Consider the following 21,790-nt stretch of genomic DNA (forward strand, 5'->3'; position numbering starts at 1 on the left):
GCGGCTTCTCCGGGTTTAGCGGACGGTGGACGCGCCCGTGGTCGCGTGGCTCGATGCGCTGTTCGACGTGTCCTTCGATGCGCCCTTCGACGCGTCAGCCGTGGAGGCGGCGCGGTTCGCCGTGCTGTCCTTGCCCTTGCCGTGGGCGGGCAGCACATCCTTTTGCGTCGGGCCGTCGGCGGGATCGATCAGGCCGCCGCCGAGCGCGGTGACGAGCTTCGCGTGCGCCGACAACTGCTCGGCCTGCACTTTCGCGACGCCTTCCTGCGCGCGCAGCAATTGCGTCTGTGCGATCAGCACGTTCACGTAGTCGGTCAGGCCGCGCCGATAACCCTCGCGCGCAAGCTGGTAGCTCTTGTTCGCGGACGCGACGGAACGCTGCGCGTCCTTCAGTTGCGTATCGAGCGAGCGCATGCGCACGACCTCGTCGGCGATTTCCTTGAGCGCGGTGACGATCGTCTGGTTGTACTGCTCGACGGCCACGTCGTAGCCCGCCGATGCCGCGCCCAGTTGCGAGCGCAGACGTCCTCCCGTGAAGATCGGCAGCGACAGCGCGGGGCCCGCCGTCCAGCCGCCCGACGCCGACTTCAGAAAGCCGAACAGCGGCCCCATCGCCGCATAGCCGCCGACAGACGCGAGCAGGTCGATGTTCGGATAGAAGTCGGCCTTCGCGACGTCGATGCCGCGCGCCTGCGCGGCGACCGTCCAGCGCGCGGCGACGATGTCGGGGCGATGGCCGATCAGCTCGGCGGGCAGCGTCGACGGCAGGCCGGCGAACGCGGACAGCGACAGCTGCGGGCGCGTGATCGAATCGCCCGCGCCGGGGCCCTTGCCCGCGAGCGCGGCAAGCTGGTTGCGGCCGAGCGCGATCGATTCCTCGATCGCATCGATCTGGCGTTCGTATTCGGGCAGCGGCGCTTCCGCCTGCGCGACTTCGAGCTGCGTGCCGATGCCGCCCTTCAGGCGCCGGTTCGCCAGCGCGGCGACCTGTTGCTGCTGTTCGAGCGTCGACTTCGCGATATCGAGCAGCGCGTAATTCAGCGACATGTCGATGTAGGCGCGCACGATGTTCGATTCGAGTTCGAGCTGCGCGGCGCGGTAGTCGGCGGCGCGGGCGTGCGCGACGTCGAGCGCCTGTTCGGCGGCGTTCTTGTCCTTGCCCCACAGGTCGAGGTGGTACGACAGGCCGAGCTCGGCCGTGTTGTTCCACGACTCCTGGCCGGCGAGCGGGCCGGGGCCGTAAAAGACGTTGTCCGGCCATTGCTTGCGCTGGATCTGCATGCTGCCGTTGACTTGCGGCAGCAGCGCGGACTTCGCGACGCCCGCCATCGACTGGGCCTCGCGCACGCGCGCCTGCGCCGCGGCGAGCGACGGATTGCCGGCTTGCGCCGTTTCGATCCACGCGTTCAGCTGCGGATCGGCATAGGCGCGCCACCAGTCGGCGGCGGGCCATTGGGCATCGGCATTGGCCGCGCGGATCGCGGCGCCGACGTCGAGCGTGGCGGGATCGGTGTGGGTGGATTCGGGAGCAATGTGCCCGGTACTCGCACAGCCGGCGATTATCAACGAGATCGTAAGAACCGACAGTGCGGCGATCCCTTTCCTTACCGGAAACTGCACGATTCGCTCTCCAAAAGGCTATATAACGTTGAGCGTCATTATATTTTTCAGGTAATTATGGAATAACCCGTAAGGATGCAACGCATACTTACGGAGAATGTGATAATCGTCTTTCCAAATCGTGCAACAATCCTTCCCGTACAGAGAGATTGGATTCGAAAATGGATACGCTTCAGAACATGCGCGTATTTGTCCGCGTCGTCGAAGCGGGCAGCTTTACGGGCGCGGCCCAGCACCTCAACACGACGACGGCGTATGCGTCGCGTGCCGTATCGGATCTGGAGGCGCATCTGCGCACGCGTCTGTTGAACCGCACGACGCGCCGCATCGCGCTCACGGAAGCGGGCGAACGCTATCTGCAGCGGTGCGAGCAGATCCTCGCGTACGTCGATCAGGCGGAAGCCGAAGCCAGCGACGCGCACGCGCGCCCGTCGGGCAAGCTGAAAGTCCATGCGATGACGAGCTTCGGCCAGCACTACGTGGTGCCCGCCGTGGGCCGCTATCAGCAGCGCTATCCCGACGTCCATCTCGAACTGACGCTCGCGCAGCGCATGCCCGATCTGCTCGACGAAGGCTATGACGTCGCGCTCGTGCTCGCGCAGAGCCTGCCGGACTCCGGGCTCGTGTCGCAGCGCCTGGGCAGCGCGTTCAGCATCGCGTGCGCGTCGCCCGACTATCTGGAGCGCAGCGGCGTGCCGCAGACGCTCGCCGATCTGCGCGGCCATACCTGCCTGCAGATGATCACGCCCGTCACGCCCGCCGACGAATGGACGTTCGACGGTCCCAACGGCCAGGAGACGCTGCATCTCGGCGCGACCACGTTCCAGATCAACGTCGCGGAGGCGATGGCCGTGGCCGTGCGCGAAGGAATGGGCGTCGCGGTGCTGCCGATCTATTCGGCGATTGCGGGCCTGCGCAGCGGCGAACTCGTGTGGATTCTCCCCGAGTACATCTCGCAGGAGATGAACGTGTACGCGCTATATCCGTCGCGGCAGTATCTGGACGCGAAGATCCGCACGTGGGTCGAATTCCTGCGCGACGAACTGCCCGCGACGCTCGCCGCCGATCAGGCCGAACTGCGCAAATTCGCGCGCACCTGACCCCGGCGGGCGCGGCGCGATGTGCGGCACGCGGCATGCGACGTGTGGTGTGTGATGTACCGCGTGATGCAGAAAAGCGCAGGAAGGACGCAGGAAAGACCTTTGACGCTCTGTTACATCCCGCCGTTGCGCCGCAACACTTCCTTACTTCCTGGCGGCATCGGGTTTGCTAACGTTTCGTCAAGGCCGAGAGCTCCCGGCACGCAGGCACATCTGAAACGAAGAGGAAATCATGGATACGCATCTGATGATCGGCGTCGCCGTCATGCTCGGACTGATTGGAATCGCAGCGTCGCGCGACATGCTTAGGCGGCTGCGGCCCCAGGCGCGGCTCGCGCCCGTGCGCGCCGGACAGCCCGCGCGGCGCTCGCGCGATGCAAGCAGCATGTAGTCGGCGGGTAGCAGGCGTTTAAGCAGACCCTCAAGCGGGCCTTCGCCTTTAAGCAGACCTCCAAGCAGGCCTTCAGGCAGACCCTCAAGTGGGCCTTCGGGCGGGTCTTCACGCAGATCCTGAGGAAGACTTCAGGCTGACCTTCAGAGTTCGACGACCTTGTCCCACGCGAACTTGTCATTTTCGAGCCGACGCGTGCGGCGGTCGATATAGCCGCGCGGATTGCAGACGACGCGCGTGCCGCTCTCCACGTAATCGAAGGCCGTGTGCGTGTGTCCATGCACCCACAGCGCGACAGGCGCGCGCACGAGCGACGGCAGGTGGTTCACGAAGCCCGCCGACACGGGGTCGTCCGCGTAACGCGCGGCGAGACTGCGCCGATGCGGCGCGTGATGCGTGACGACGATCGTCTTGCCGCCGAACGGCTTGGCCAGTTCCGCTTCGAGCCACGCGCGTGCGTGCCGATGGAGCGCAAGCGTATCGGCGGCGGTCAGGTTGCGCGGCGTGTTGTCGTGTACGCGGTCCTGTAAGCGGTTCGCGCGATGTGGGCCGGCTGGATTGTCGGCATCGTTGCCCGCCGTCCACGTCACCTGAATCAATCCGCGATAGTCGAGCATCACGCGTTCGGCGGCTGCAATCGATGTCGCGCGCGATTTTTCATCGGCGCCATACAGGTCGAAGTCGGTCCATAGCGTCGTGCCGAGCACGCGCCACTTTCCATCCGGATCGACGAGCGTCGCGTTGTTGAGAAAGTGCACGTTGTCGACGCTCGCGGCCGCGTCGTGCATCGCCGCTTCGAGCGCGCCGAACTCGCCGTCGTAGTACTCGTGATTGCCCGGCACGTAGACGACGGGCACCGCGCCGTCGAACGTTTCGGCCGCCCAGCGCAACCCTTCGGCGTGGTTGTGAATGTCGCCTGCCAGCACGACGAGATCGGCGTTTGCATGCGGGATCACTTCCGGCTCGTCGCACTCGAGATGCAGGTCGGACAGCACGCGAATCTTCATAAACGCCTCTCGTCGATACCGATGCCGTTAGCGTAGCACCTTGCCGGGATTCATCAGGTTGAGCGGATCGAGTGCCGCTTTCAATGTCTTCATCAGACGCACTTCGACGTCCGACTTGTAATGCGCGGCTTCGTCGATTTTCAGCTGCCCGACTCCATGCTCCGCGCTGATGCTGCCGCGATGCCGATGCACGCTTTCGTAGACGATCTGATTCATCGCGCTCTGATACTGGGCGAGAAACGCTTTCGCATCGACGCCTTCCGGTGCCTGCACGTTGTAGTGCAGATTACCGTCGCCGAGATGGCCGAACGTGACCATGCGCGCGCCCGGCACGGCCTTTGCGATTGCGGCGTCGGTTTCGTCGATGAAGTGGCCGATGCGCGAAATCGGCACGGCGATATCGTGCTTGATGTTCAATCCTTCTTCGGCCTGCGCGAGGGGAATGTGCTCGCGCAGATTCCAGAATGCCTTCGACTGCGCGAGATTCTCCGCGACCACGGCATCTTCGACGAGGTTGTCTTCGAGCGCCGTTTCCATCAGCCGCTCGAAGAGGGCGCGCGCGTGCTCCTCGCTCTCGCTGTCCGACAGTTCGAGCAGCACGATCTGCGCATGCCGTTGCGCGAACGGATAGCGCATCTGCGGGAAATGCTTGCCCACGAGTTGCAGGCAGAAGTCCGACATCAATTCGAAGCCCGTCAGCAGCGGTCCGGCGTGACGCTGCGCGAGCGACAGGAAATCCAGCGCGGCATGCGGCGACGGCAGCGCGGCGAGCGCGGTCACGCGCGCGGCCGGCTGCGGATGCAGCTTCATCACGGCGGCCGTGATGATGCCGAGCGTGCCTTCCGCGCCGATGAAAAGATCGCGCAGATCGTAGCCCGTATTGTCCTTGCGCAGTCCGCGCAGCCCGTCCCACAACTCGCCTTGCGGCGTCACCACTTCGAGGCCGAGACACAGCTCGCGCGTGTTGCCGTAGCGCAGCACGCCCGTGCCGCCCGCGTTCGTCGACAGATTGCCGCCGATCGAGCAACTGCCTTCCGCCGCGAGGCTCAGCGGGAACAGGCGGCCCGCCGCTTCGGCGCGCGCCTGCATGTCCGCGAGCACGACGCCTGCTTCGACCGTGATCGTGTTGTTGTGCGGATCGACGTCGCGCACGCGGTTCAGGCGCTTGAGACTCAGCACGGCTTGCGCGCCGCTCGCATCGGGCGTGGCGCCGCCGGCGAGGCCCGTATTGCCGCCTTGCGGCACGATCGCGACGCGGTGCTCGTTCGCGAGCCGCACGAGCGCGGCCACTTCTTCAGCCGTCGACGGACACAGCACCGCGCACGCGCTGCCCGTGTAGCGGCGGCGCCAGTCGGTCAGAAAGGGCGCGGTGTCGTGCGGATCGGTGAGGACGTGCGCGGCGCCGATGGCATCGATGCATGCGGCGACGAAGGGCGAAGTAGCGGCGGAAGTCATGTTGGTCGGTCAGAACGGGTAGGGCATGTTCGGCTTTGCGCGAATCGGTTCGCGCGGGTTGGGCCGTCGTGGCCAGAGTGGCCAGCGGATCATCGGGGCGCTGCGCGGCGGGGCTGGCGTCGCGCGGCGGCGGGCAATTCAGGCGGAACCGCCTGCAGATCCGCTTGCATGTTCGCTTGCCGGTTCATTTTCGCGCGCACGGCGTTTCGCCGCGCGCTTGAACGGCGCGACGTAGGCGAGCGCGCAGACGAAGAACGTCGTGGCGAGGAGCACCTCGCACCAGCCGAGGCGAGCGCTCAGGCCGCGGTCGGACATGCCGCGCACGATGCCTTCCATCAGATACAGCAGGCTCAGCATCGACGCCCATTGCAGCGTATAGAGCCGCTTGCGGAACACGCCCGGCAGCGCGAACAGCAGCGGCACGGCCTTGAGCACCAGCAGCGAGCCGCCTGCGCGCAACGGCGCGAGCCACCATTCCCACGCGACGCACAGCGCGATCAAAGCGATGAGCGCAAGCGCCGCGCCCGATGCGGCGACGCGATTGCCCGGCGCGCCCATGCCAGTCGTGTCGCGCGGCATGTTCACGGCCGCTCGCTCATCGACGCCGCCGCGCGGGCGATGCGCGCGCCCAGCGCGATCGCGAGCGTTTTCTCGTCGGCGGAAATGCCGTGGCCCGCGGAGTCCGCGCGCGCGAAATGCGACGCGCCATACGGCGTGCCGCCCGTGAGCGTCGTGGTCAGCGTGCTTTCGGTGTATGGAATGCCGAGAATCATCATGCCGTGATGCAGGAGCGGCAGCATCATCGACAGCAGCGTCGACTCCTGGCCGCCGTGCAGACTGCCCGTCGACGTGAACACGCAAGCCGGCTTGCCTGCGAGCGCGCCCGAGAGCCACTGCGGCGTGGTGCCGTCGAGAAAGTATTTGAGCGGCGCGGCCATGTTGCCGAAGCGCGTCGGCGAGCCGAGCGCGAGTCCCGCGCATTCTTCGAGGTCGCTCAGTTCCGCGTAGGGCGGGCCTTCTTCCGGAATGTCGGGCTGCGTGGCCTCGCAGACGGTCGAGACGGGCGGCACCGTGCGCACGCGCGCCTGCATGCCGGGAACGCTGTCGATGCCATGCGCGATCGCCAGCGCGAGTTCGCGCGTGGCGCCGTGCCGGCTGTAATAAAGCACGAGGATGTCTTTCATAGGCGTTTTCAGTGAACGGGTATTATAGGGGTGGGTCCGATGACGGTGCCGCGAGTCTGTCGGCGTTCATCAATGTTGCTTGCGGTCCGCTTTCGCGATGAGCGCTTTCGGATGAATTTTCGAACGCCTGATGATGCGTCGGCCGTCACGCGCATGCAGGCGCGTGTATCGAAGTCGAAAGTCGGAGGAGGTTGTCTTGTTGTCCAGGTTGCGTCTCGATCTCGACGCGCTGAAGCGTCTCGCGGAATTCGCCGCGAAGCGCAGCGGCGAGGATCGCATCCCGCAGGTGGCTGGCAGTCTGACGTTCACGACGATGCTGTCGCTGGTGCCGCTCGCGACCGTCGCGTTCGCGCTCTTCACGGCGTTCCCGATCTTTGCGCAATTCCAGGCGTCGCTGCAGACCTTTCTCGCCGAACACCTGATGCCCGATCAGGTCAGCAGCCAGATCTTCAAGTATCTGAACCAGTTCGCATCGAAGGCGAAGGGCCTGACCACGCTCGGGATGATCGTGCTGTTCGTCACGTCCGTGATGACGATGATGACGGTCGAATCCGCGTTCAACGTGATCTGGCGCGTGCGCAAGGCGCGTCCGTTCGCGCAGCGCGTGCTGGTCTACTGGGCGATCCTGACGCTCGGGCCGATTCTGATCGGCGTGAGCCTGTCGATCTCGTCTTATCTGTTCACGCAGTCGATGAGCTATACGGCCGCGCAACGCATCACGCCGCTGATCGAATGGGCGCTGGCGGGCGCGGCGCTGCCGTTGACGGTGCTCGCCTTCACGATGCTCTATGTGTTCTTGCCGAACTGCCGCGTCGAGTGGCGCGATGCGATTGTCGGCGGCGTGACGGCCGCGATCGCGTTCGAGATTGCGAAGCGCGGCTTCGGCTTCTACATCCGGCGCATTCCGACTTATACGGCCGTGTATGGCGCGTTCGCCGTCGTGCCGCTCTTCCTGCTGTGGATGTACCTCAGTTGGTTCATCACGCTCGCGGGCGCGATGATCGCGTCGGCGCTGCCCGCGATACGCATCGGGCAGTTCCATCGCCGGGACTTTCCGGGCAGCGATCTGCTCGATTCGCTCGAACTGCTGGCGCGCCTCGCCGATGCGCGCGATGCGGGCACGCACGGCTACACGGTGCCTGAACTCGCTCGCGCATTGCGGCGCGATCTGGCGACGACCGTGCGCCTGTTGCAGCAACTGGAGGCGATCGACTGGATCGTCCAGCTCGACGAGAACGGCCAGCGGCCGCATTTTCTGCTGGTCGCGAATCCGAATCAGATCACGGTCAAGCGCCTCTTCGACCTGTTCGTGATCGACCGTGACGAACTGGCTTATCAGCTGAAACTCGATTCGACGCGCGTCGACAGCGCGATGCTGCTCGCCGCGCTCGATAGCGAACGGCTCAACGTGTCGCTCTCGAGTTTGCTGGCGGCGCGGGCGGCTTCCCGTGGGATTGCGCAGCAGTCTCAGACGGGCTCGAACGGCACGCCCGCGTTGCCGCAGCAGACGGCTTGAAACTGCTTACCGTTCAACGCCTGCTTTTGACTGTCGATTCGACTCTTGCGCGCTCTCTTGCGTATTTCATCCGGCGCCGACGCTAGAGCGAAATGCGCCCCGTGCAGATGTCCTTGAACATCACCCAGTCGCCCATCAGGCTGTAGACGGGATGCCGGAATGTCGCGGGTCTGTTCTTTTCGAAGAAGAAGTGCCCGACCCACGCGAACCCATAGCCGCACACGACGGCAGCGGGCAGCCACAACCAGTCGCCCGTCGCGATGGCCATCGCGACGCAGCCGATCACGCCCAGCGATCCGACGAAATGCAGCCGCCGCGACATCGTGTTGCGATGCTCGGTCAGATAGTACGGATAGAACTCCGCGAAGCTCGCGAAGTGCGCGTCGTGCGTTGTCTGATGGCTCATGATCGCCTCCATTGCCTGCGTGCGTCGGCGCAGGTACGGTCCGACCCGCGCAAGCATGGATTCATTGTGCTGCTATCGACAGGCACGTGCAACCTGGCCATCCGGCATATGGCGCGCGCTTTACGGCGCGGTTAATGTGTAGCGGTCGGTGACGCGGGTGGACGGTTCGAAGTGCGTGTGGTCGCAAACGTGTAGAGCGCGTCGAGTGTCGCGTCGGGCTGCTCGGTCATCAGCGCGTGACCGGCGTCGAGCGTGATCGTGTCGACGGGCACGCCTGCTTCGCGCAGCGCGTCGGCGAGCGCTTTGGCCGCGCGCGGCGGCGTCATCAGGTCGCGCCGGCCGACGATCAGGCGCACTGGGCACGTCACTTGCGCGGCGCGGCCGAGGCCGTCCGTGTATGTGTTGCACGCGCTGAAGTCGGTGTGAAAGAGCTGCGCCTCGCCCGTTGCCGACACGCGCTCCATCAGCCGCTGGTTCATGCCGTGCAACCAGAAGCCGGGCGCGGGGCACGAGGGCTTTGCGGCGATGGTCGAATGCGACCACTGGTTCACCATCTCGATCGCATCCGGCTCGCGCTCGCGGGCGGCGTCGAGCAGCGTATCGGAGACGGCCATCGGCACGGCCGTCGCGACGAGGGCGATGTGGGTCGCGCGCGACGGGTAGCGGGCCGCGAAGTCGAGCGCGACGAGCGAGCCCATGCTGTGTCCGGCGACGAAAGCGCGCGCGACGCCCAGCGCGTCGAGCAACGCGGCCAGCCAGCCGGCCATCGCGCCGATGTTGGTCAGCGCGGGGCCGGCGCTGCGATGATGGCCGGGCAGATCGACAGCGAGCACGTTGAAGCCGTGGTGCGCGAAGTAGCGCGTCTGCAGCGCCCACACGCTGTGATCGTGCTCGGCGCCATGAATGAAGACGGCCGCAGGCAGCGCGGCATCGAATGCCTTGCCGCCCGTGTATGCATAGGCCGGTTTGCCGTTCACGTCGACGATCATGCGGACTCCTTGCGTCCAGTGGCCGCCGGCTTGCTGGCGGATTGCGGGGCGGATTGAGTGGCAGAACCGACCGCCGACTTCTGCGCGGCCTTGAGCGCGCGCTTGAGGTCGTCGATCAGATCGTCGGGGTCTTCGAGGCCGATCGAAAGGCGGATCGTGCCCTCCGCGATGCCCGCCGCGGCAAGGGCGGCGGCGTCCATGCGGAAGTGCGTCGTCGATGCCGGGTGGATCACGAGCGAGCGCGCGTCGCCGACGTTCGCCAGATGCGAGAACAGCGATAGCGCTTCGATGAACGCGCGGCCGGCGGCGCGGTCTCCGCGCAAGTTGAAGCTGAACACGGCGCCTGCGCCGCGCGGCAGCAGGCGTTGGGCGAGCGCATGGTCCGGATGCGTGGGCAGTTCCGGATACGCGATGGATTCCACGGCGGCGTGCGCGGCAAGAAATTCGACGACCTTGCGCGTATTCGCCACATGTCGCTCCATCCGCAGCGGCAGCGTTTCGATGCCTTGCAGCAGTTGCCAGGCGGCTTGCGGATGCAGACACGCGCCGAAGTCGCGCAGACCTTCGCGGCGCGCGCGCAGCAGGAAGGGCGCGACGGTGCTTTCCTCGGCGAAGACCATGCCGTGAAAGCCTTCGTATGGTTCGGTGAATTCCGGGAAGCGTCCCGAAGCCTCGAAGTCGAACGTGCCGCCGTCGACGAGCACGCCGCCGATCGTCGTGCCGTGGCCGCCGAGAAACTTGGTCGCCGAGTGGTAGACGAAATCAGCGCCGTGATCGAAGGGCTTCAACAGATACGGCGTGGTGAACGTCGAGTCGACCAGCAGCGGCACGCGGTGCTCATGCGCGATCTGCGCGACTGTTGCGATGTCCAGAACGTCGAGGCCGGGGTTGCCGAGCGTTTCGCCGAACAACAGCTTCGTGTTCGGGCGCAGCGCGGCACGCCATGCGTCGATATCGCCGGGCTTCACGAACGTCGTTTCGATGCCGAAGCGCGGCAACGTGTAGCTGAGCAGGTTGTGCGAGCCGCCGTACAGCGCGCTCGATGCGACGATGTGCGAGCCCGCGCCCATCAGCGTCGCGATGGCGAGATGCAGCGCGGCCTGGCCGCTCGCCGTGCCGATCGCGCCCGCGCCGTTTTCGAGCGCGGCGACGCGCTCTTCGAACACGGCGACGGTCGGGTTCGAGATGCGCGAATACACATGGCCCGCGCGCTCCATGTTGAAGAGCGCGGCGGCGTGATCGGCGTCGCGGAACGAGAACGACGTGGTCTGATAGATGGGCGTCGCGCGCGCTCCCGTCGCGGGGTCGGGCGCGGCGCCCGCATGCAGCGCAAGCGTGTCGAAACGGTTGGCAGGCATCGTGGACGGCCGGGCGTCGGCGGCCCGGCGAAGGTGAAAGTGACGGCCATCGTATCACCGGGCCGCGCGCGAACCACTCGGTTTTCGCCCGCATGGCGACGCGCTCGCGGGCATGATTCGCCTGAGCGCGGCGGCGTTGCGGATCACACGGACCGCGTTCGACGACTGTTCCGAGATGCCTGTGAGCGCCGTCTGTCGGACGTTCGGTGACGCGCTATCGTCCGGCCCGTCCGCTTTCCTTTTGCGGGCCTTTCCGCTAGCATCGAAAGTCAGTCATGCCCTTAATGCTTCACCGGGCCTCATCTGCCACCATGTTGCATGGGACCAGAGCAACGTAACGCGCCAAGGCGCCAACTCTGGTCGACAGGAGACAAATCATGCGAGTCAGCGACATTCTGAAGGTCAAGGGCAACACCCTGTTCACGGTCACACCCGATACGCCGCTCAACGAGGCCGTCAACACAATGGCCGAGCACGACATCGGCTCGCTCGTCGTGATGGAGTATGGCGATCTCGTCGGCATGCTGACCTTCCGCGAAATCATCCTGGTGTTGAGCCGCAACGGCGGCAGCGTCAGCGGCACGACGATCCGCAAGATCATGGACGATCATCCGCTCACGTGCACGCCCGAAACGGATGTCAACGAAGTGCGCCGCATGATGCTCGAGCATCACGTGCGCTATCTGCCCGTCATGGAAAGCCGCGCGCTGATGGGCGTGATTTCGTTCTACGACGTCGCCAAGGCTGTCGTCGAAGAGCAGGGCTTCGAGAACCGGATGCTGAAGGCCTATATTCGCGACTGGCCGGCAGAAGACGAGCCGCAGCAGGAGCAGCCGTCGCGCTGATTTTCGTCGGCCCGGGTTGGCCTGCTGTTTGGCCTGTCGTTTGGCCTCGCTATCTCGATCGGTCTGACCGGCTTGCAGTGCGCCGACATGCCGCTGTCGCATGACTGAACCATCCTCGAAGCGCGCGCGAAAAGCGTGCGCTTTTTTGTGTCCGCTATTCGCGCAGCACCGCTGTGAATTTGCGCGGAGCGCGCCCCCTCTATCAAGCATTCGATGAGCGATCGTCCGTTGTCCACCGCCCAACGCGCAAGGCGCGACGCGCACGAACATGGCTCGCAGTTTCGCCTGTTGCGCGAGCGACGTTTCGCACCGTTTTTCTGGACGCAGTTTCTCGGCGCGATGAATGACAACGTGTTCAAGATCGGCTTTACGTCGCTCGTCACGTATCAGGCCGCGCGATTCTCAGGCGTGAATGCGGACACTGCGGCCTTTCTGATTTCGGCGATCTTCATTCTGCCGTTCGTCCTGTTTTCGGCGACGTCCGGGCAGGTCGCCGACAAGTACGACAAGGCGATGCTCACGCGCTTCGTGAAAACGTTCGAAATCGGCGTGATGCTGGTCGGCGGCGCGGGCTTCTGGCTGCACGACGCGCTGCTGCTGTATCTGTGCACGTTCCTGATGGGCGTCCATTCGACCGTGTTCGGTCCCGTCAAATACGCGTATCTGCCGCAGCATCTGGACAAGACGGAACTGGTCGGCGGCAACGGCATGGTCGAAATGGGCACGTTCGTCGCGATTCTGCTCGGCACGATTGCGGGCGGCGCGGCGGCGGGGTCGGAGGCGCACGGCGCGGCGATTCTCGCGTTCGGCTGCGTGGCGATCGCGCTGATTGGGCGCGTGGCGTCTGGCTTCGTGCCGCAATCGGCGCCATCTCAGCCCGATCTGCGCATCAACTGGAATCCGATCAGCGAAACCTGGCGCAATCTGACGTTGGCGCGCGAAAACCGGACCGTCTTTCTGAGCCTGCTCGGCATTTCCTGGTTGTGGTTTGTCGGCGCGACGTTTCTGTCGTCGTTCTTCCGTTTCGCAAAGGACGTGCTGTCCGCGAACCCCGATGTCGTGACCGTGCTGCTCGCAACGTTTTCGATCGGTATCGGCACGGGCTCGCTGCTGTGCGAGCGGCTGTCGAAGAAGCGCATCGAGATCGGCCTCGTGCCGCTCGGCTCGATCGGCATCAGCGTGTTCGCGATCGACTTGTTCTTTGCGAGTCACACGTTGCCGAAAGCCGCGCATCTGCTGACGGTGGCCGAATTCATGACGCTGCCCGTGCATTGGCGCGTGCTCGCCGATCTGTTCCTGCTCGCGATGTTCGGCGGCTTCTACAGCGTGCCGCTCTATGCGCTGATCCAGAGCCGCAGCCAGCCGAGCCATCGCGCGCGGATCATCGCGGCGAACAACATCCTCAATTCGCTGTTCATGATCGTGTCGTCGCTGATGGCCGTCGCGCTGACGTCGGCGGGCGTCGGCATTCCGGGGCTGTTTCTCGTGACGGCGCTGCTCAACGTGGTCGTGGCCGTCTACATCTATTCGCTCGTGCCCGAGTTCCTGCTGCGCTTCGTTGCGTGGCTGCTCGTGCATACGTTCTATCGGATTCGTCTCGTTCACGCCGAGCGCATTCCTGAAGAAGGCGCGGCCGTGCTCGTCTGCAATCACGTGAGCTATGTCGATGCGATCGTGATCATGGCCGAAAGTCCGCGGCCTATCCGTTTCGTGATGGACCACCGGATCTTCCGCACACCGTTTGCCGGCTGGCTGTTCAGACACGCAAAGGCAATTCCGATTGCCCCCGCGCACGAAGACGGGGAACTGCTCAAGCGTGCCTACGACGCCTGTGCGAAGGCGCTCGACGATGGCGATCTTGTCTGCATTTTTCCCGAAGGCAAGCTGACCAATACGGGTGATATGAATCCGTTCCGCCACGGCGTGTCGGAAGTCCTGAGGCGCGCGCCTGTGCCCGTCGTGCCGATGGCGTTGCGCGGCCTGTGGGGCAGCGTCTGGTCGCGCAGCGCCGATGCGCGATTCCCGCGTCCGATCCACAAGGGCGTGATGAGCCGTCTGACGCTGGCTGTCGGCGAGCCGCTCGATCCCGCGCAGGCGACGCCGGAAGTCCTCCAGCAGATCGTGTCCGAACTGCGCGGCGCGCGGAAATAGGGTTTCGGGCGTGGCCGCCCGCCCTGCGGCGCAACGCACTTTCGTGCGTTTGTCCTATAACGATCGCCGGAGTCCCCGCGCGCCACGGCGGGGCGGCCGGGCTGGCATAATAACGCTCTCCCCGCATTTCTTTGGACGACGCTCATGTCCGGCAATACCCTCGGTACGCTCTTCACCGTCACGACCTTCGGCGAATCGCATGGCCCGGCTATCGGCTGTGTGATCGACGGCTGCCCGCCGGGCATGTCGCTTGCCGAGGCGGACATCCAGTTCGAACTCGATCGCCGCAAGCCCGGCACGTCGCGGCACGTGACGCAGCGTCAGGAAGAAGACAAGGTCGAAATTCTTTCGGGTGTCTTCGAGGGCAAGACGACGGGCGCGCCCATCGCGCTCCTGATCCGCAACACCGACCAGCGCAGCAAGGACTACGGCAACATCGCGGAAACCTTCCGTCCGGGCCACGCCGACTACACCTACTGGCAGAAATACGGCATCCGCGACCATCGTGGCGGCGGCCGTTCCTCAGCGCGGCTGACGGCGCCGACGGTGGCGGCGGGTGCCGTCGCGAAGAAATGGCTGCGCGAGAAGTTCGGCACCGAAATTCGCGGCTATATGGCAGCGCTGGGCGAGATCGACGTGCCGTTCGTCGACTGGCAGCACGTGCGGGAGAACCCGTTCTTCGTGCCGAACGCGGACATCGTGCCGCAGCTCGAAGCGTATATGGACGCGCTGCGCAAGGACGGCGATTCGATCGGCGCGCGCATCAACGTGGTGGCGTCGGGCGTGCCCGTCGGTCTCGGCGAGCCGCTTTTCGACCGGCTCGACGCTGACATCGCGCACGCGATGATGGGCATCAACGCGGTGAAGGGCGTCGAGATCGGCGCGGGCTTCGCGAGCGTCGCGCAGCGCGGTTCGGTGCACGGCGACGAACTGACGCCAGAAGGTTTCGTCGGCAATCACGCGGGCGGCGTGCTCGGCGGCATTTCGACGGGGCAGGACATCACGGTATCGATCGCGATCAAGCCGACGTCGAGCATCCGCACGCCGCGCCGCTCGATCGACAAGAGCGGGCAGCCTGCCGTCGTCGAAACGTTTGGGCGCCATGATCCGTGCGTCGGGATTCGCGCGACGCCGATCGCCGAGGCGATGCTTGCGCTCGTGCTGATCGACCATGCGCTTCGGCATCGCGCGCAGTGCGGCGATGTCGTCGTCGATACGCCGAAGATCGCGGCCAGCGCGCCCTGAAGTCGAATAGTCGAAACCCGGCTCCGCAGGCTCGCTGGTTATCGACAGGGCGGTCAGCATGAGTCACAACGTGAATCACAACGACTCCACGCGCACCGACGCTCTCGCGCAGCTTTATGCGCGCACGTCGGCGCCCGACGCCGTCGCAACGGACTGGCTCGCGCTCGGCAAGGCGCTGCTGGCCGGGGCGAACGGCGACAAGGCGCGGCTGGGCCAGGCGGTCGATGCACTCGTGCGCGCATACCGGCTCGACGCGAACTGCGACGCGCGGTTGCTGCACGAAATCGCGCAGACGGCCTTCATTCTGCGGAACTGGGCGCTCGTCGAATCGGCGACGGCGCTGCTATTGGCGCGCGACGCCAACGACGCGAACGCGCTCGTCTGGCGCTCGGCTGCTTTCCAGCAACGCGACGATTTCGCCGAAGCCCAACGCTTGCTGCATGAGGCTGCGCGCGCCGCGCCGGGCAACCACATCGTGCTGCACAAGCTCGCGTTGTGCATCAAGGAACAAGGCCGTTTCGCCGAAGCCGAGGCGCTGCTGCGGCGCGTGCTAGAAATGACGCCGAACAATGCGCACGCGCTGTTCGATCTGTCGGAGCTGGAAATGCGCGCGGGGCGATATGCGCAAGGCTGGCTCGACTATGAAGCGCGCGTCGTATTCGCCGACGATGTGAACGCCGCGAAAGTAGCGCTTGCGGCGATCAGTCCCAACTGGCGCGGCGAATCGCTCGCGCGCAAGACGCTCGTCGTGTACGGCGAGCAGGGCAACGGGGATTGCCTGTGGTCGGTGCGCTTTCTGCGTGTGCTCGCCGAACGCGCGCAACGCGAAGGCGGCCGCGTGATCTTCGGCTATGCGGGGCCGATGCAGCATCTGTTCGAACGCATGCTGCCCGCCGCGATCAGGATCGAAACGAGCCTCGAAACGAAGCCGGAATATCACTGCGGGCTGATGAGCCTGCCGCTGCGGCTCGGCATCGACGATCCGTCCATGTGGGGGCGTCCGTATCTGAGCGCCGATCCTGCGCGGGCCGAGCCGTGGCGCGAGCGTGTCGCGGGCGCTGCGAAGGCGGGGAACAAGACGGTCGGCCTCGTATGGAACGGTAATTCCGATCATATCCGCGATGCGCGGCGCTCGATTCCCGTCGAGCTGCTTGCGCCGCTTTTGAACGTGCCGGGCATCACGTTCTTCGCGGTGTCGCCGGGGCGTCAGGCGACGGTCGGGCAATGGCGAACGCAGGGTGTCGATATCGTCGATCCGACCGCGCACTTCGAAGCGGGCTTCGACGATGTGGCCGCGCTGCTCGTGAATCTCGACGCGCTCGTGACCATCGACAGCGGTCCCGCCCATCTGGCAGGCGCGCTCGGCGTGCCGACCTGGCTGATGATCGACTACGTGTCCGCGTGGTTCTGGGGCGAGGAGACGGAGCGCACGCCGTGGTATCAGTCGGTCGAGCTGTTTCGCCAGCCGTCCGTCGGCGTGTGGGCGCCTGTTATCGAACGGGTGCGCGCGCGGCTGGAGGCGCTCGCGGCGTGAAGCGTGGGCGTCGGCAAGCCGTCATGCAAAAACGCCGCTCGATGAGCGGCGTTTTTCGTTTGTCCAGACGCGGCGCGCGTCACATGTTCGGATAGTTCGGACCGCCGCCGCCTTCGGGCGTGACCCACACGATGTTCTGCGTCGGGTCCTTGATGTCGCACGTCTTGCAGTGCACGCAGTTCTGCGCGTTGATCACGAGGCGTTCGCTGCCGTCGTCGTTCTTCACGAACTCGTACACGGCGGCAGGGCAGTAGCGGCCCTCGGGGCCCGCGTACGTTTGCAGATTCACCTTGACGGGCACCGACGGATCTTTCAGCGTCAGATGCGCGGGCTGGTTCTCTTCGTGATTCGTGTTCGAGATGAACACCGAGGAGAGCCGGTCGAATGTGAGCTTGCCATCAGGTTTCGGATAGTCGATCGGCTTGCACTGCGACGCCGGCTTCAGCATCTCGTGGTCCCAGTGCTGATGATGCAGCGTCCATGGCACGTTGCCGCCCAGCAGCTTCTGCTCGATGCCGACCATCAGCGTGCCGAGGTACAGGCCCTTGCTCATCCACTGCTTGAAATTGCGTGCGCGATAGAGTTCGGTGTGCAGCCACGAGGTCTTGAACGACTCCGGATACGCGGCGAGTTCATCCGACTGACGGCCAGCCTGAACCGCGTCGAACGCGGCATCGGCGGCCAACATGCCCGTCTTGATCGCCGCGTGCGAGCCCTTGATCCGCGATGCGTTCAGAAAGCCCGCATCGTCGCCGACGAGCGCGCCGCCCGGAAAGACGAGCTTCGGCAGCGACATCAGCCCGCCTGCCGTGATCGCGCGCGCGCCATACGACACGCGCTTGCCGCCTTCGAGGAACTTGCGGATTTCCGGGTGCGTCTTGTAGCGCTGGAACTCCTCGAACGGCGACAGATACGGGTTCGAATAGCCGAGGCCCACCACGAAGCCGACCATCACCTGGTTGTTGTCGATGTGGTAGAGGAACGAGCCGCCATACGTCTGCGTATCGAGCGGCCAGCCGGCCGTGTGAATCACGAGACCGGGCTTGTGCTTCGACGGATCGATTTCCCACAGTTCCTTGATGCCGATACCGTAGACCTGCGGATCGGCGCCATCGCGCAGTTTGAACCTGTCCGACAGCTGACGGCCGAGATGTCCGCGCGCGCCTTCGCAGAAGAGCGTGTACTTCGCGTGCAGCTCCATCCCGAGCTGGAAGTTCTCGGTCGGCTCGCCGTCCTTGCCGATGCCGAGGTTGCCCGTCGCCACGCCCTTGACCGAACCATCGTCGTTGTACAGCACTTCCGCCGCTGCAAACCCCGGGAAAATCTCGACGCCCACCGCTTCGGCCTGCTGGCCCAGCCAGCGCGTCACGTTCGCGAGGCTGATCACGTAATTGCCGTGATTCTTGAAGTTGTCGGGCAGCGCCCAGTTCGGCACGGACTTCGCGCCGGCTTCGGAGAGGAACAGGAAGCGGTCTTCCGTCACTTCGACGTCCAGCGGCGCGCCTTTTTCCTTCCAGTCCGGAATCAGTTCATTTAACGCGCGCGGGTCCATCACGGCGCCCGAGAGGATATGCGCCCCAATTTCCGAGCCCTTTTCGAGCACGCAGACGCCAATCTCGACGCCTTTTTCCGCCGCGCGCTGCTTCAGACGAATGGCCGCCGACAGGCCCGCCGGGCCGCCGCCGACGATCACCACGTCATATTCCATCGATTCGCGCGGGCCGTACTGCTCGATCAGGCTTGCGGGGGTCATTGATGCTCCTCTTACCGTTAGAATGCTTTTTTCGGGATCGTATTGTCATTGAACGATCCCTACGCTGCAACACAAAGAGGCAAGATTAGCACGACCGTACTGTTATTGTGACTATGGGTTGACCCTTATGCCCGCGCGGCGTGTGGGCATGCATTTCGTCACATTCATGTTCCAAGGAAAACGACAATGGGCCGTTCGATCAATCTGGAAGGCAAGGTGGCGCTGATTACGGGCGCATCGAGTGGACTGGGCAAGCGGTTTGCCATGGTGCTGTCGCAAGCGGGCGCAAAGGTCGTGCTGGCAAGCCGACGCATCGAACGTCTGAAGGAATTGCGCGCCGAGATCGAGGCGTCGGGCGGAGCCGCGCACGTCGTCTCGCTCGACGTGACCGATTATCAGAGCATCAAGTCGGCCGTCGCGCATGCGGAGACGGAGGCGGGCACGATCGATATTCTCGTCAACAACTCGGGCGTATCGACGACGCAAAAGCTGACCGACGTGACCCCCGCGGACTTCGAATACGTGTTCGACACGAACACGCGCGGCGCATTCTTCGTCGCGCAGGAAGTGGCCAAGCGGATGATCATGCGCGGCGGCGGCTCGAACAAGCCGCCGTACCGGATCATCAATATCGCGTCGGTGGCGGGGCTGCGCGTGCTGCCGCAAATCGGGCTGTACTCGATGAGCAAGGCAGCCGTGGTCCACATGACGAAAGCGATGGCGCAGGAATGGGGTCGGCACGGCATCAACGTGAACGCGATCTGCCCCGGTTACATCGATACCGAGATCAATCACCATCACTGGTCGACCGATCAGGGGCAAAAGCTGATTTCGATGCTGCCGCGGCATCGCGTGGGCAAGCCGGAAGACCTCGACGGGTTGTTGCTGCTGCTTGCCGCCGATGAGTCGCAGTTCATCAACGGCTCGGTGATCGCCGCCGACGATGGTTTCGGTCTCTCCTAAACGCTGGCAGGCAATCGTTTGACTGACACGCTTGCCTGTTAGCTTCGCGGCAGAAACGCGCGAAAAGCGCGATCATTGACGCCCGTGTGCAGCATCGGCACAGCGCCGACGTTGCACGAACTTTTAAGCCGGAACCCTTTTAGCCGCTGCAATTCGCGGGTCGTGCGCCCATTGCCGGACGCGGCCCGCGCAGTTCCGTTTTCACGATTCAGATCCAAACCGTAGAAGAAGTGCGATGAGCGATTACCACCCCGTTTTTGAAATGTCGATGCCGATCCGCTGGGGCGATATGGACGCGTTCGGCCATGTGAACAACACGGTCTATTTCCGCTACATGGAGCAGGTGCGGATTTCCTGGTTCGAGCAGCTCGGCATCGCCGGCGGCAACGGCGAGGGGCAGGGGCCCGTGATCGTCAATGCGTCGATGGAATTCCTGAAGCAGCTGCACTATCCGGGCGACGTGATCGGCCGCATGACGGTGGGCACGCCGGGCCGCAGCAGCTTCGATACGCGCTTCGAGCTGTTTCGCGCCGACGATTCCGACGCGCTCTATGCGCGCGGCTCCGCGAAGTGCGTGTGGATCGACTACGCGGCAGGCAAGTCGATGCCGCTTCCCGATCTGCTGCGCTCGACCATCGAAAGCGCCCAACTCGTCAAGGCCTGAGCTTTACCCTCCCATTCGATGCGTGCCGGCTCTCGCGGCCGGCGCTTCTTTCAGTCGACAGTCGAAAGTCAATTGCCGAGCAGCCGCTGCAGCAGTTCAGTCGCGTTGCCCGTGTCGTATTTGCGCATCAACCGGGAGCGGTAGACGTCCACTGTCCGCGAGCTGATGTCGAGAATCCGGCCGATCTGCTTGCTCGTTTTCCCCGTCACCAGCTGCGCGGCGATCTCGCGCTCGCGCGGCGTCAGCTCGACGGCGACGCGCCGCGTCGCGCTCAGATCCTCGAAGGTCCAGACGCCCGCTGCATGCGGCACCGAAAGATCGAGCGAGCGCCCCGTCACATGGCACCAGAACAGCTCGCCGTTCGCGCGCTTCATGATGCGGTCGTCGGCGTAGCTGCCTTGCGCCGTCATGATGGGCGGGATGCGCGCGCCGATGCGCTCGAATTCATCCGGCGACGGATACAGCACCGCGAACGATTGCCCCAGCAACGACTCGCGCGAACGGCAAAAGATGGCGGCGACCTGCTCGTTGCAGTCTTCGATGAACCGCTCGCGCGACAGCACGAGGCCGATCGGCGCAAGGTGAAAAGCGGTTTGGTAATCCAGTTCGGGCATGAAATCAGAGGGTGCGACTACTTATGTATTTTTGCGTATTGTGCCGCAACACCGCCGCATCGTACCCTTTCGGCACATCACAAGATGGGCGGCTGGCGCGGCGAGGTTTTGTCCTCATCGCGCCACCGTTCGCCGCAGATGACTAGAATGACGTTTCGGGCTGTGCCCGCAGCGCCCCGGCAGCCGGCTCGTGCAAGCGCAGTCGCGAGCAGGAGCAGGCGCGAGTCGACACAGGAACGGCGTCGCATCGATCCGGATTTCGGGTATCCAATCAAGGAAGGGACACACTGATGAATAAAGTCTACTCAAGCGCGGCCGCCGCGCTCGAAGGCATCGTCAAGGACGGGCAGACATTCGCCGTCGGCGGCTTTGGGCTGTGCGGCATTCCTGAAGCGCTGATCGCCGCCCTGCGCGATTCCGGCGTGAAGGGCATCACCTGCATCAGCAACAATGCGGGCGTCGACGGCTTCGGCCTCGGGCTGCTGCTGGAAACGCGCCAGATCAGGAAGATGATCTCGTCGTACGTCGGCGAGAACAAGGAATTCGAGCGCCAGTATCTGGCGGGCGAACTCGAGCTGGAATTCACGCCGCAAGGCACGCTCGCCGAAAAGCTGCGCGCGGGCGGCGCGGGCATTCCGGCGTTCTACACGAACACCGGTTTCGGCACGATCATCGCGGAAGGCAAGGAAACGCGCCAGTTCGGCGAGAACCACTACGTGCTCGAACCGTCGCTGACGGCCGACGTCGCGCTCGTCAAGGCATGGAAGGCCGACAAGTCGGGCAACCTGATCTATCGCCGCACCGCACGCAACTTCAACCCGATGTGCGCGATGGCGGGCAAGATCACGGTCGCGGAAGTCGAAGAGATCGTCGAGACGGGCGAACTCGATCCGGACGCGATCCATACGCCGGGTATCTTCGTGCAGCGCCTCGTGCTGAACGCGCACCCGGAAAAACGCATCGAACAACGCATCGTCCGCGCGAAAGGAGAGTAA

20 protein-coding genes are annotated in these 21,790 nt (G+C 64.7%); 10 read left to right on the forward strand and 10 right to left on the reverse strand.

Annotated elements, in window-relative coordinates; translation table 11 throughout:
• Window positions 1-15: 15 nt before the first annotated feature.
• Window positions 16-1,620 (reverse strand): efflux transporter outer membrane subunit, encoded by a 1,605-nt coding sequence (locus tag VSR68_RS03110; RefSeq protein WP_342938368.1) that lies wholly within the window; start codon window positions 1,618-1,620, stop codon window positions 16-18.
• A 161-nt stretch (window positions 1,621-1,781) separates the two neighbouring features.
• On the opposite strand from VSR68_RS03110, the gene VSR68_RS03115 reads away from it, so the two are divergent.
• Window positions 1,782-2,720 carry a LysR family transcriptional regulator gene (locus VSR68_RS03115; RefSeq protein ID WP_342938369.1) on the forward strand — a complete coding sequence of 313 codons (939 nt, stop codon included), beginning with the start codon at window positions 1,782-1,784 and terminating at the stop codon, window positions 2,718-2,720.
• 232 nt (window positions 2,721-2,952) lie between these two features.
• Window positions 2,953-3,111 (forward strand): hypothetical protein, encoded by a 159-nt coding sequence (locus VSR68_RS03120; protein ID WP_342938370.1) that lies wholly within the window; start codon window positions 2,953-2,955, stop codon window positions 3,109-3,111.
• Between the two features lie 143 nt (window positions 3,112-3,254).
• Here the strand turns inward: VSR68_RS03120 and VSR68_RS03125 are convergent, their stop codons facing one another.
• From VSR68_RS03125 to wrbA, 4 genes are all read right to left on the reverse strand, one after another.
• Entirely contained in the window at window positions 3,255-4,118 is an 864-nt protein-coding gene (locus VSR68_RS03125) for a metallophosphoesterase (protein ID WP_342938371.1), read from the reverse strand.
• Between the two features lie 27 nt (window positions 4,119-4,145).
• Window positions 4,146-5,573 (reverse strand): FAD-binding oxidoreductase, encoded by a 1,428-nt coding sequence (locus VSR68_RS03130; RefSeq protein WP_342938372.1) that lies wholly within the window; start codon window positions 5,571-5,573, stop codon window positions 4,146-4,148.
• 138 nt (window positions 5,574-5,711) lie between these two features.
• On the reverse strand, window positions 5,712-6,152 hold the full coding sequence (locus VSR68_RS03135) for a DUF2069 domain-containing protein (RefSeq protein ID WP_342938438.1): 441 nt from the start codon (window positions 6,150-6,152) through the stop codon (window positions 5,712-5,714).
• Between the two features lie 2 nt (window positions 6,153-6,154).
• Window positions 6,155-6,757 carry an NAD(P)H:quinone oxidoreductase gene (wrbA, locus tag VSR68_RS03140; protein WP_342938373.1) on the reverse strand — a complete coding sequence of 201 codons (603 nt, stop codon included), beginning with the start codon at window positions 6,755-6,757 and terminating at the stop codon, window positions 6,155-6,157.
• Between the two features lie 196 nt (window positions 6,758-6,953).
• Between wrbA and VSR68_RS03145 the strand changes: the two genes are divergently transcribed.
• On the forward strand, window positions 6,954-8,273 hold the full coding sequence (locus tag VSR68_RS03145; protein WP_342938374.1) for a YihY family inner membrane protein: 1,320 nt from the start codon (window positions 6,954-6,956) through the stop codon (window positions 8,271-8,273).
• 82 nt (window positions 8,274-8,355) lie between these two features.
• Here VSR68_RS03145 and VSR68_RS03150 read toward each other — a convergent pair whose 3' ends face one another.
• The 3 genes from VSR68_RS03150 to VSR68_RS03160 all read right to left on the reverse strand — a co-directional run bounded on the left by VSR68_RS03150 (window position 8,356) and on the right by VSR68_RS03160 (window position 11,026).
• Window positions 8,356-8,679, reverse strand: coding sequence for an Mpo1-like protein (locus VSR68_RS03150; RefSeq protein ID WP_342938375.1), 324 nt, complete (start codon window positions 8,677-8,679; stop codon window positions 8,356-8,358).
• A gap of 131 nt (window positions 8,680-8,810) precedes the next feature.
• Window positions 8,811-9,668, reverse strand: a complete 858-nt coding sequence (locus VSR68_RS03155; protein WP_342938376.1) for an alpha/beta hydrolase — start codon at window positions 9,666-9,668, stop codon at window positions 8,811-8,813.
• On the reverse strand, window positions 9,665-11,026 hold the full coding sequence (locus tag VSR68_RS03160) for an O-acetylhomoserine aminocarboxypropyltransferase (protein WP_342938377.1): 1,362 nt from the start codon (window positions 11,024-11,026) through the stop codon (window positions 9,665-9,667). Before VSR68_RS03160 ends, VSR68_RS03155 begins: the two co-directional genes overlap by 4 nt.
• Before the next feature lie 377 nt (window positions 11,027-11,403).
• On the opposite strand from VSR68_RS03160, the gene VSR68_RS03165 reads away from it, so the two are divergent.
• From VSR68_RS03165 to VSR68_RS03180, 4 genes are all read left to right on the forward strand, one after another.
• Window positions 11,404-11,871 (forward strand): CBS domain-containing protein, encoded by a 468-nt coding sequence (locus VSR68_RS03165; RefSeq protein WP_342938378.1) that lies wholly within the window; start codon window positions 11,404-11,406, stop codon window positions 11,869-11,871.
• 213 nt (window positions 11,872-12,084) lie between these two features.
• Window positions 12,085-14,022 (forward strand): MFS transporter, encoded by a 1,938-nt coding sequence (locus tag VSR68_RS03170; RefSeq protein ID WP_342938379.1) that lies wholly within the window; start codon window positions 12,085-12,087, stop codon window positions 14,020-14,022.
• Window positions 14,023-14,166: 144 nt separating this feature from the next.
• Window positions 14,167-15,267 carry a chorismate synthase gene (gene aroC, locus VSR68_RS03175; RefSeq protein ID WP_342938380.1) on the forward strand — a complete coding sequence of 367 codons (1,101 nt, stop codon included), beginning with the start codon at window positions 14,167-14,169 and terminating at the stop codon, window positions 15,265-15,267.
• Window positions 15,268-15,325: 58 nt separating this feature from the next.
• The gene (locus VSR68_RS03180) at window positions 15,326-16,801 is read left to right on the forward strand and encodes a tetratricopeptide repeat protein (RefSeq protein WP_428983441.1); all 1,476 of its coding nucleotides are present in this window, start codon (window positions 15,326-15,328) and stop codon (window positions 16,799-16,801) included.
• A 79-nt stretch (window positions 16,802-16,880) separates the two neighbouring features.
• On the opposite strand, the gene VSR68_RS03185 is transcribed toward VSR68_RS03180, so the two are convergent.
• Window positions 16,881-18,554, reverse strand: a complete 1,674-nt coding sequence (locus VSR68_RS03185) for an electron transfer flavoprotein-ubiquinone oxidoreductase (RefSeq protein ID WP_342938382.1) — start codon at window positions 18,552-18,554, stop codon at window positions 16,881-16,883.
• A gap of 186 nt (window positions 18,555-18,740) precedes the next feature.
• Between VSR68_RS03185 and VSR68_RS03190 the strand changes: the two genes are divergently transcribed.
• Both VSR68_RS03190 and VSR68_RS03195 read left to right on the forward strand, forming a co-directional pair.
• On the forward strand, window positions 18,741-19,517 hold the full coding sequence (locus VSR68_RS03190) for an SDR family oxidoreductase (protein ID WP_090872002.1): 777 nt from the start codon (window positions 18,741-18,743) through the stop codon (window positions 19,515-19,517).
• A gap of 235 nt (window positions 19,518-19,752) precedes the next feature.
• Window positions 19,753-20,181 (forward strand): acyl-CoA thioesterase, encoded by a 429-nt coding sequence (locus tag VSR68_RS03195; RefSeq protein WP_342938383.1) that lies wholly within the window; start codon window positions 19,753-19,755, stop codon window positions 20,179-20,181.
• A gap of 68 nt (window positions 20,182-20,249) precedes the next feature.
• On the opposite strand, the gene VSR68_RS03200 is transcribed toward VSR68_RS03195, so the two are convergent.
• Window positions 20,250-20,795: a PAS and helix-turn-helix domain-containing protein gene (locus tag VSR68_RS03200; protein ID WP_342938384.1), complete on the reverse strand. Its 546-nt coding sequence runs from the start codon at window positions 20,793-20,795 to the stop codon at window positions 20,250-20,252.
• A 290-nt stretch (window positions 20,796-21,085) separates the two neighbouring features.
• Between VSR68_RS03200 and VSR68_RS03205 the strand changes: the two genes are divergently transcribed.
• A complete protein-coding gene (locus tag VSR68_RS03205) occupies window positions 21,086-21,790 on the forward strand; it encodes a CoA transferase subunit A (RefSeq protein WP_342938385.1) in 705 nt (234 codons plus the stop codon).

Source organism: Paraburkholderia phymatum, assembly GCF_038900715.1.
GTDB classification, from domain to species: domain Bacteria; phylum Pseudomonadota; class Gammaproteobacteria; order Burkholderiales; family Burkholderiaceae; genus Paraburkholderia; species Paraburkholderia phymatum_A.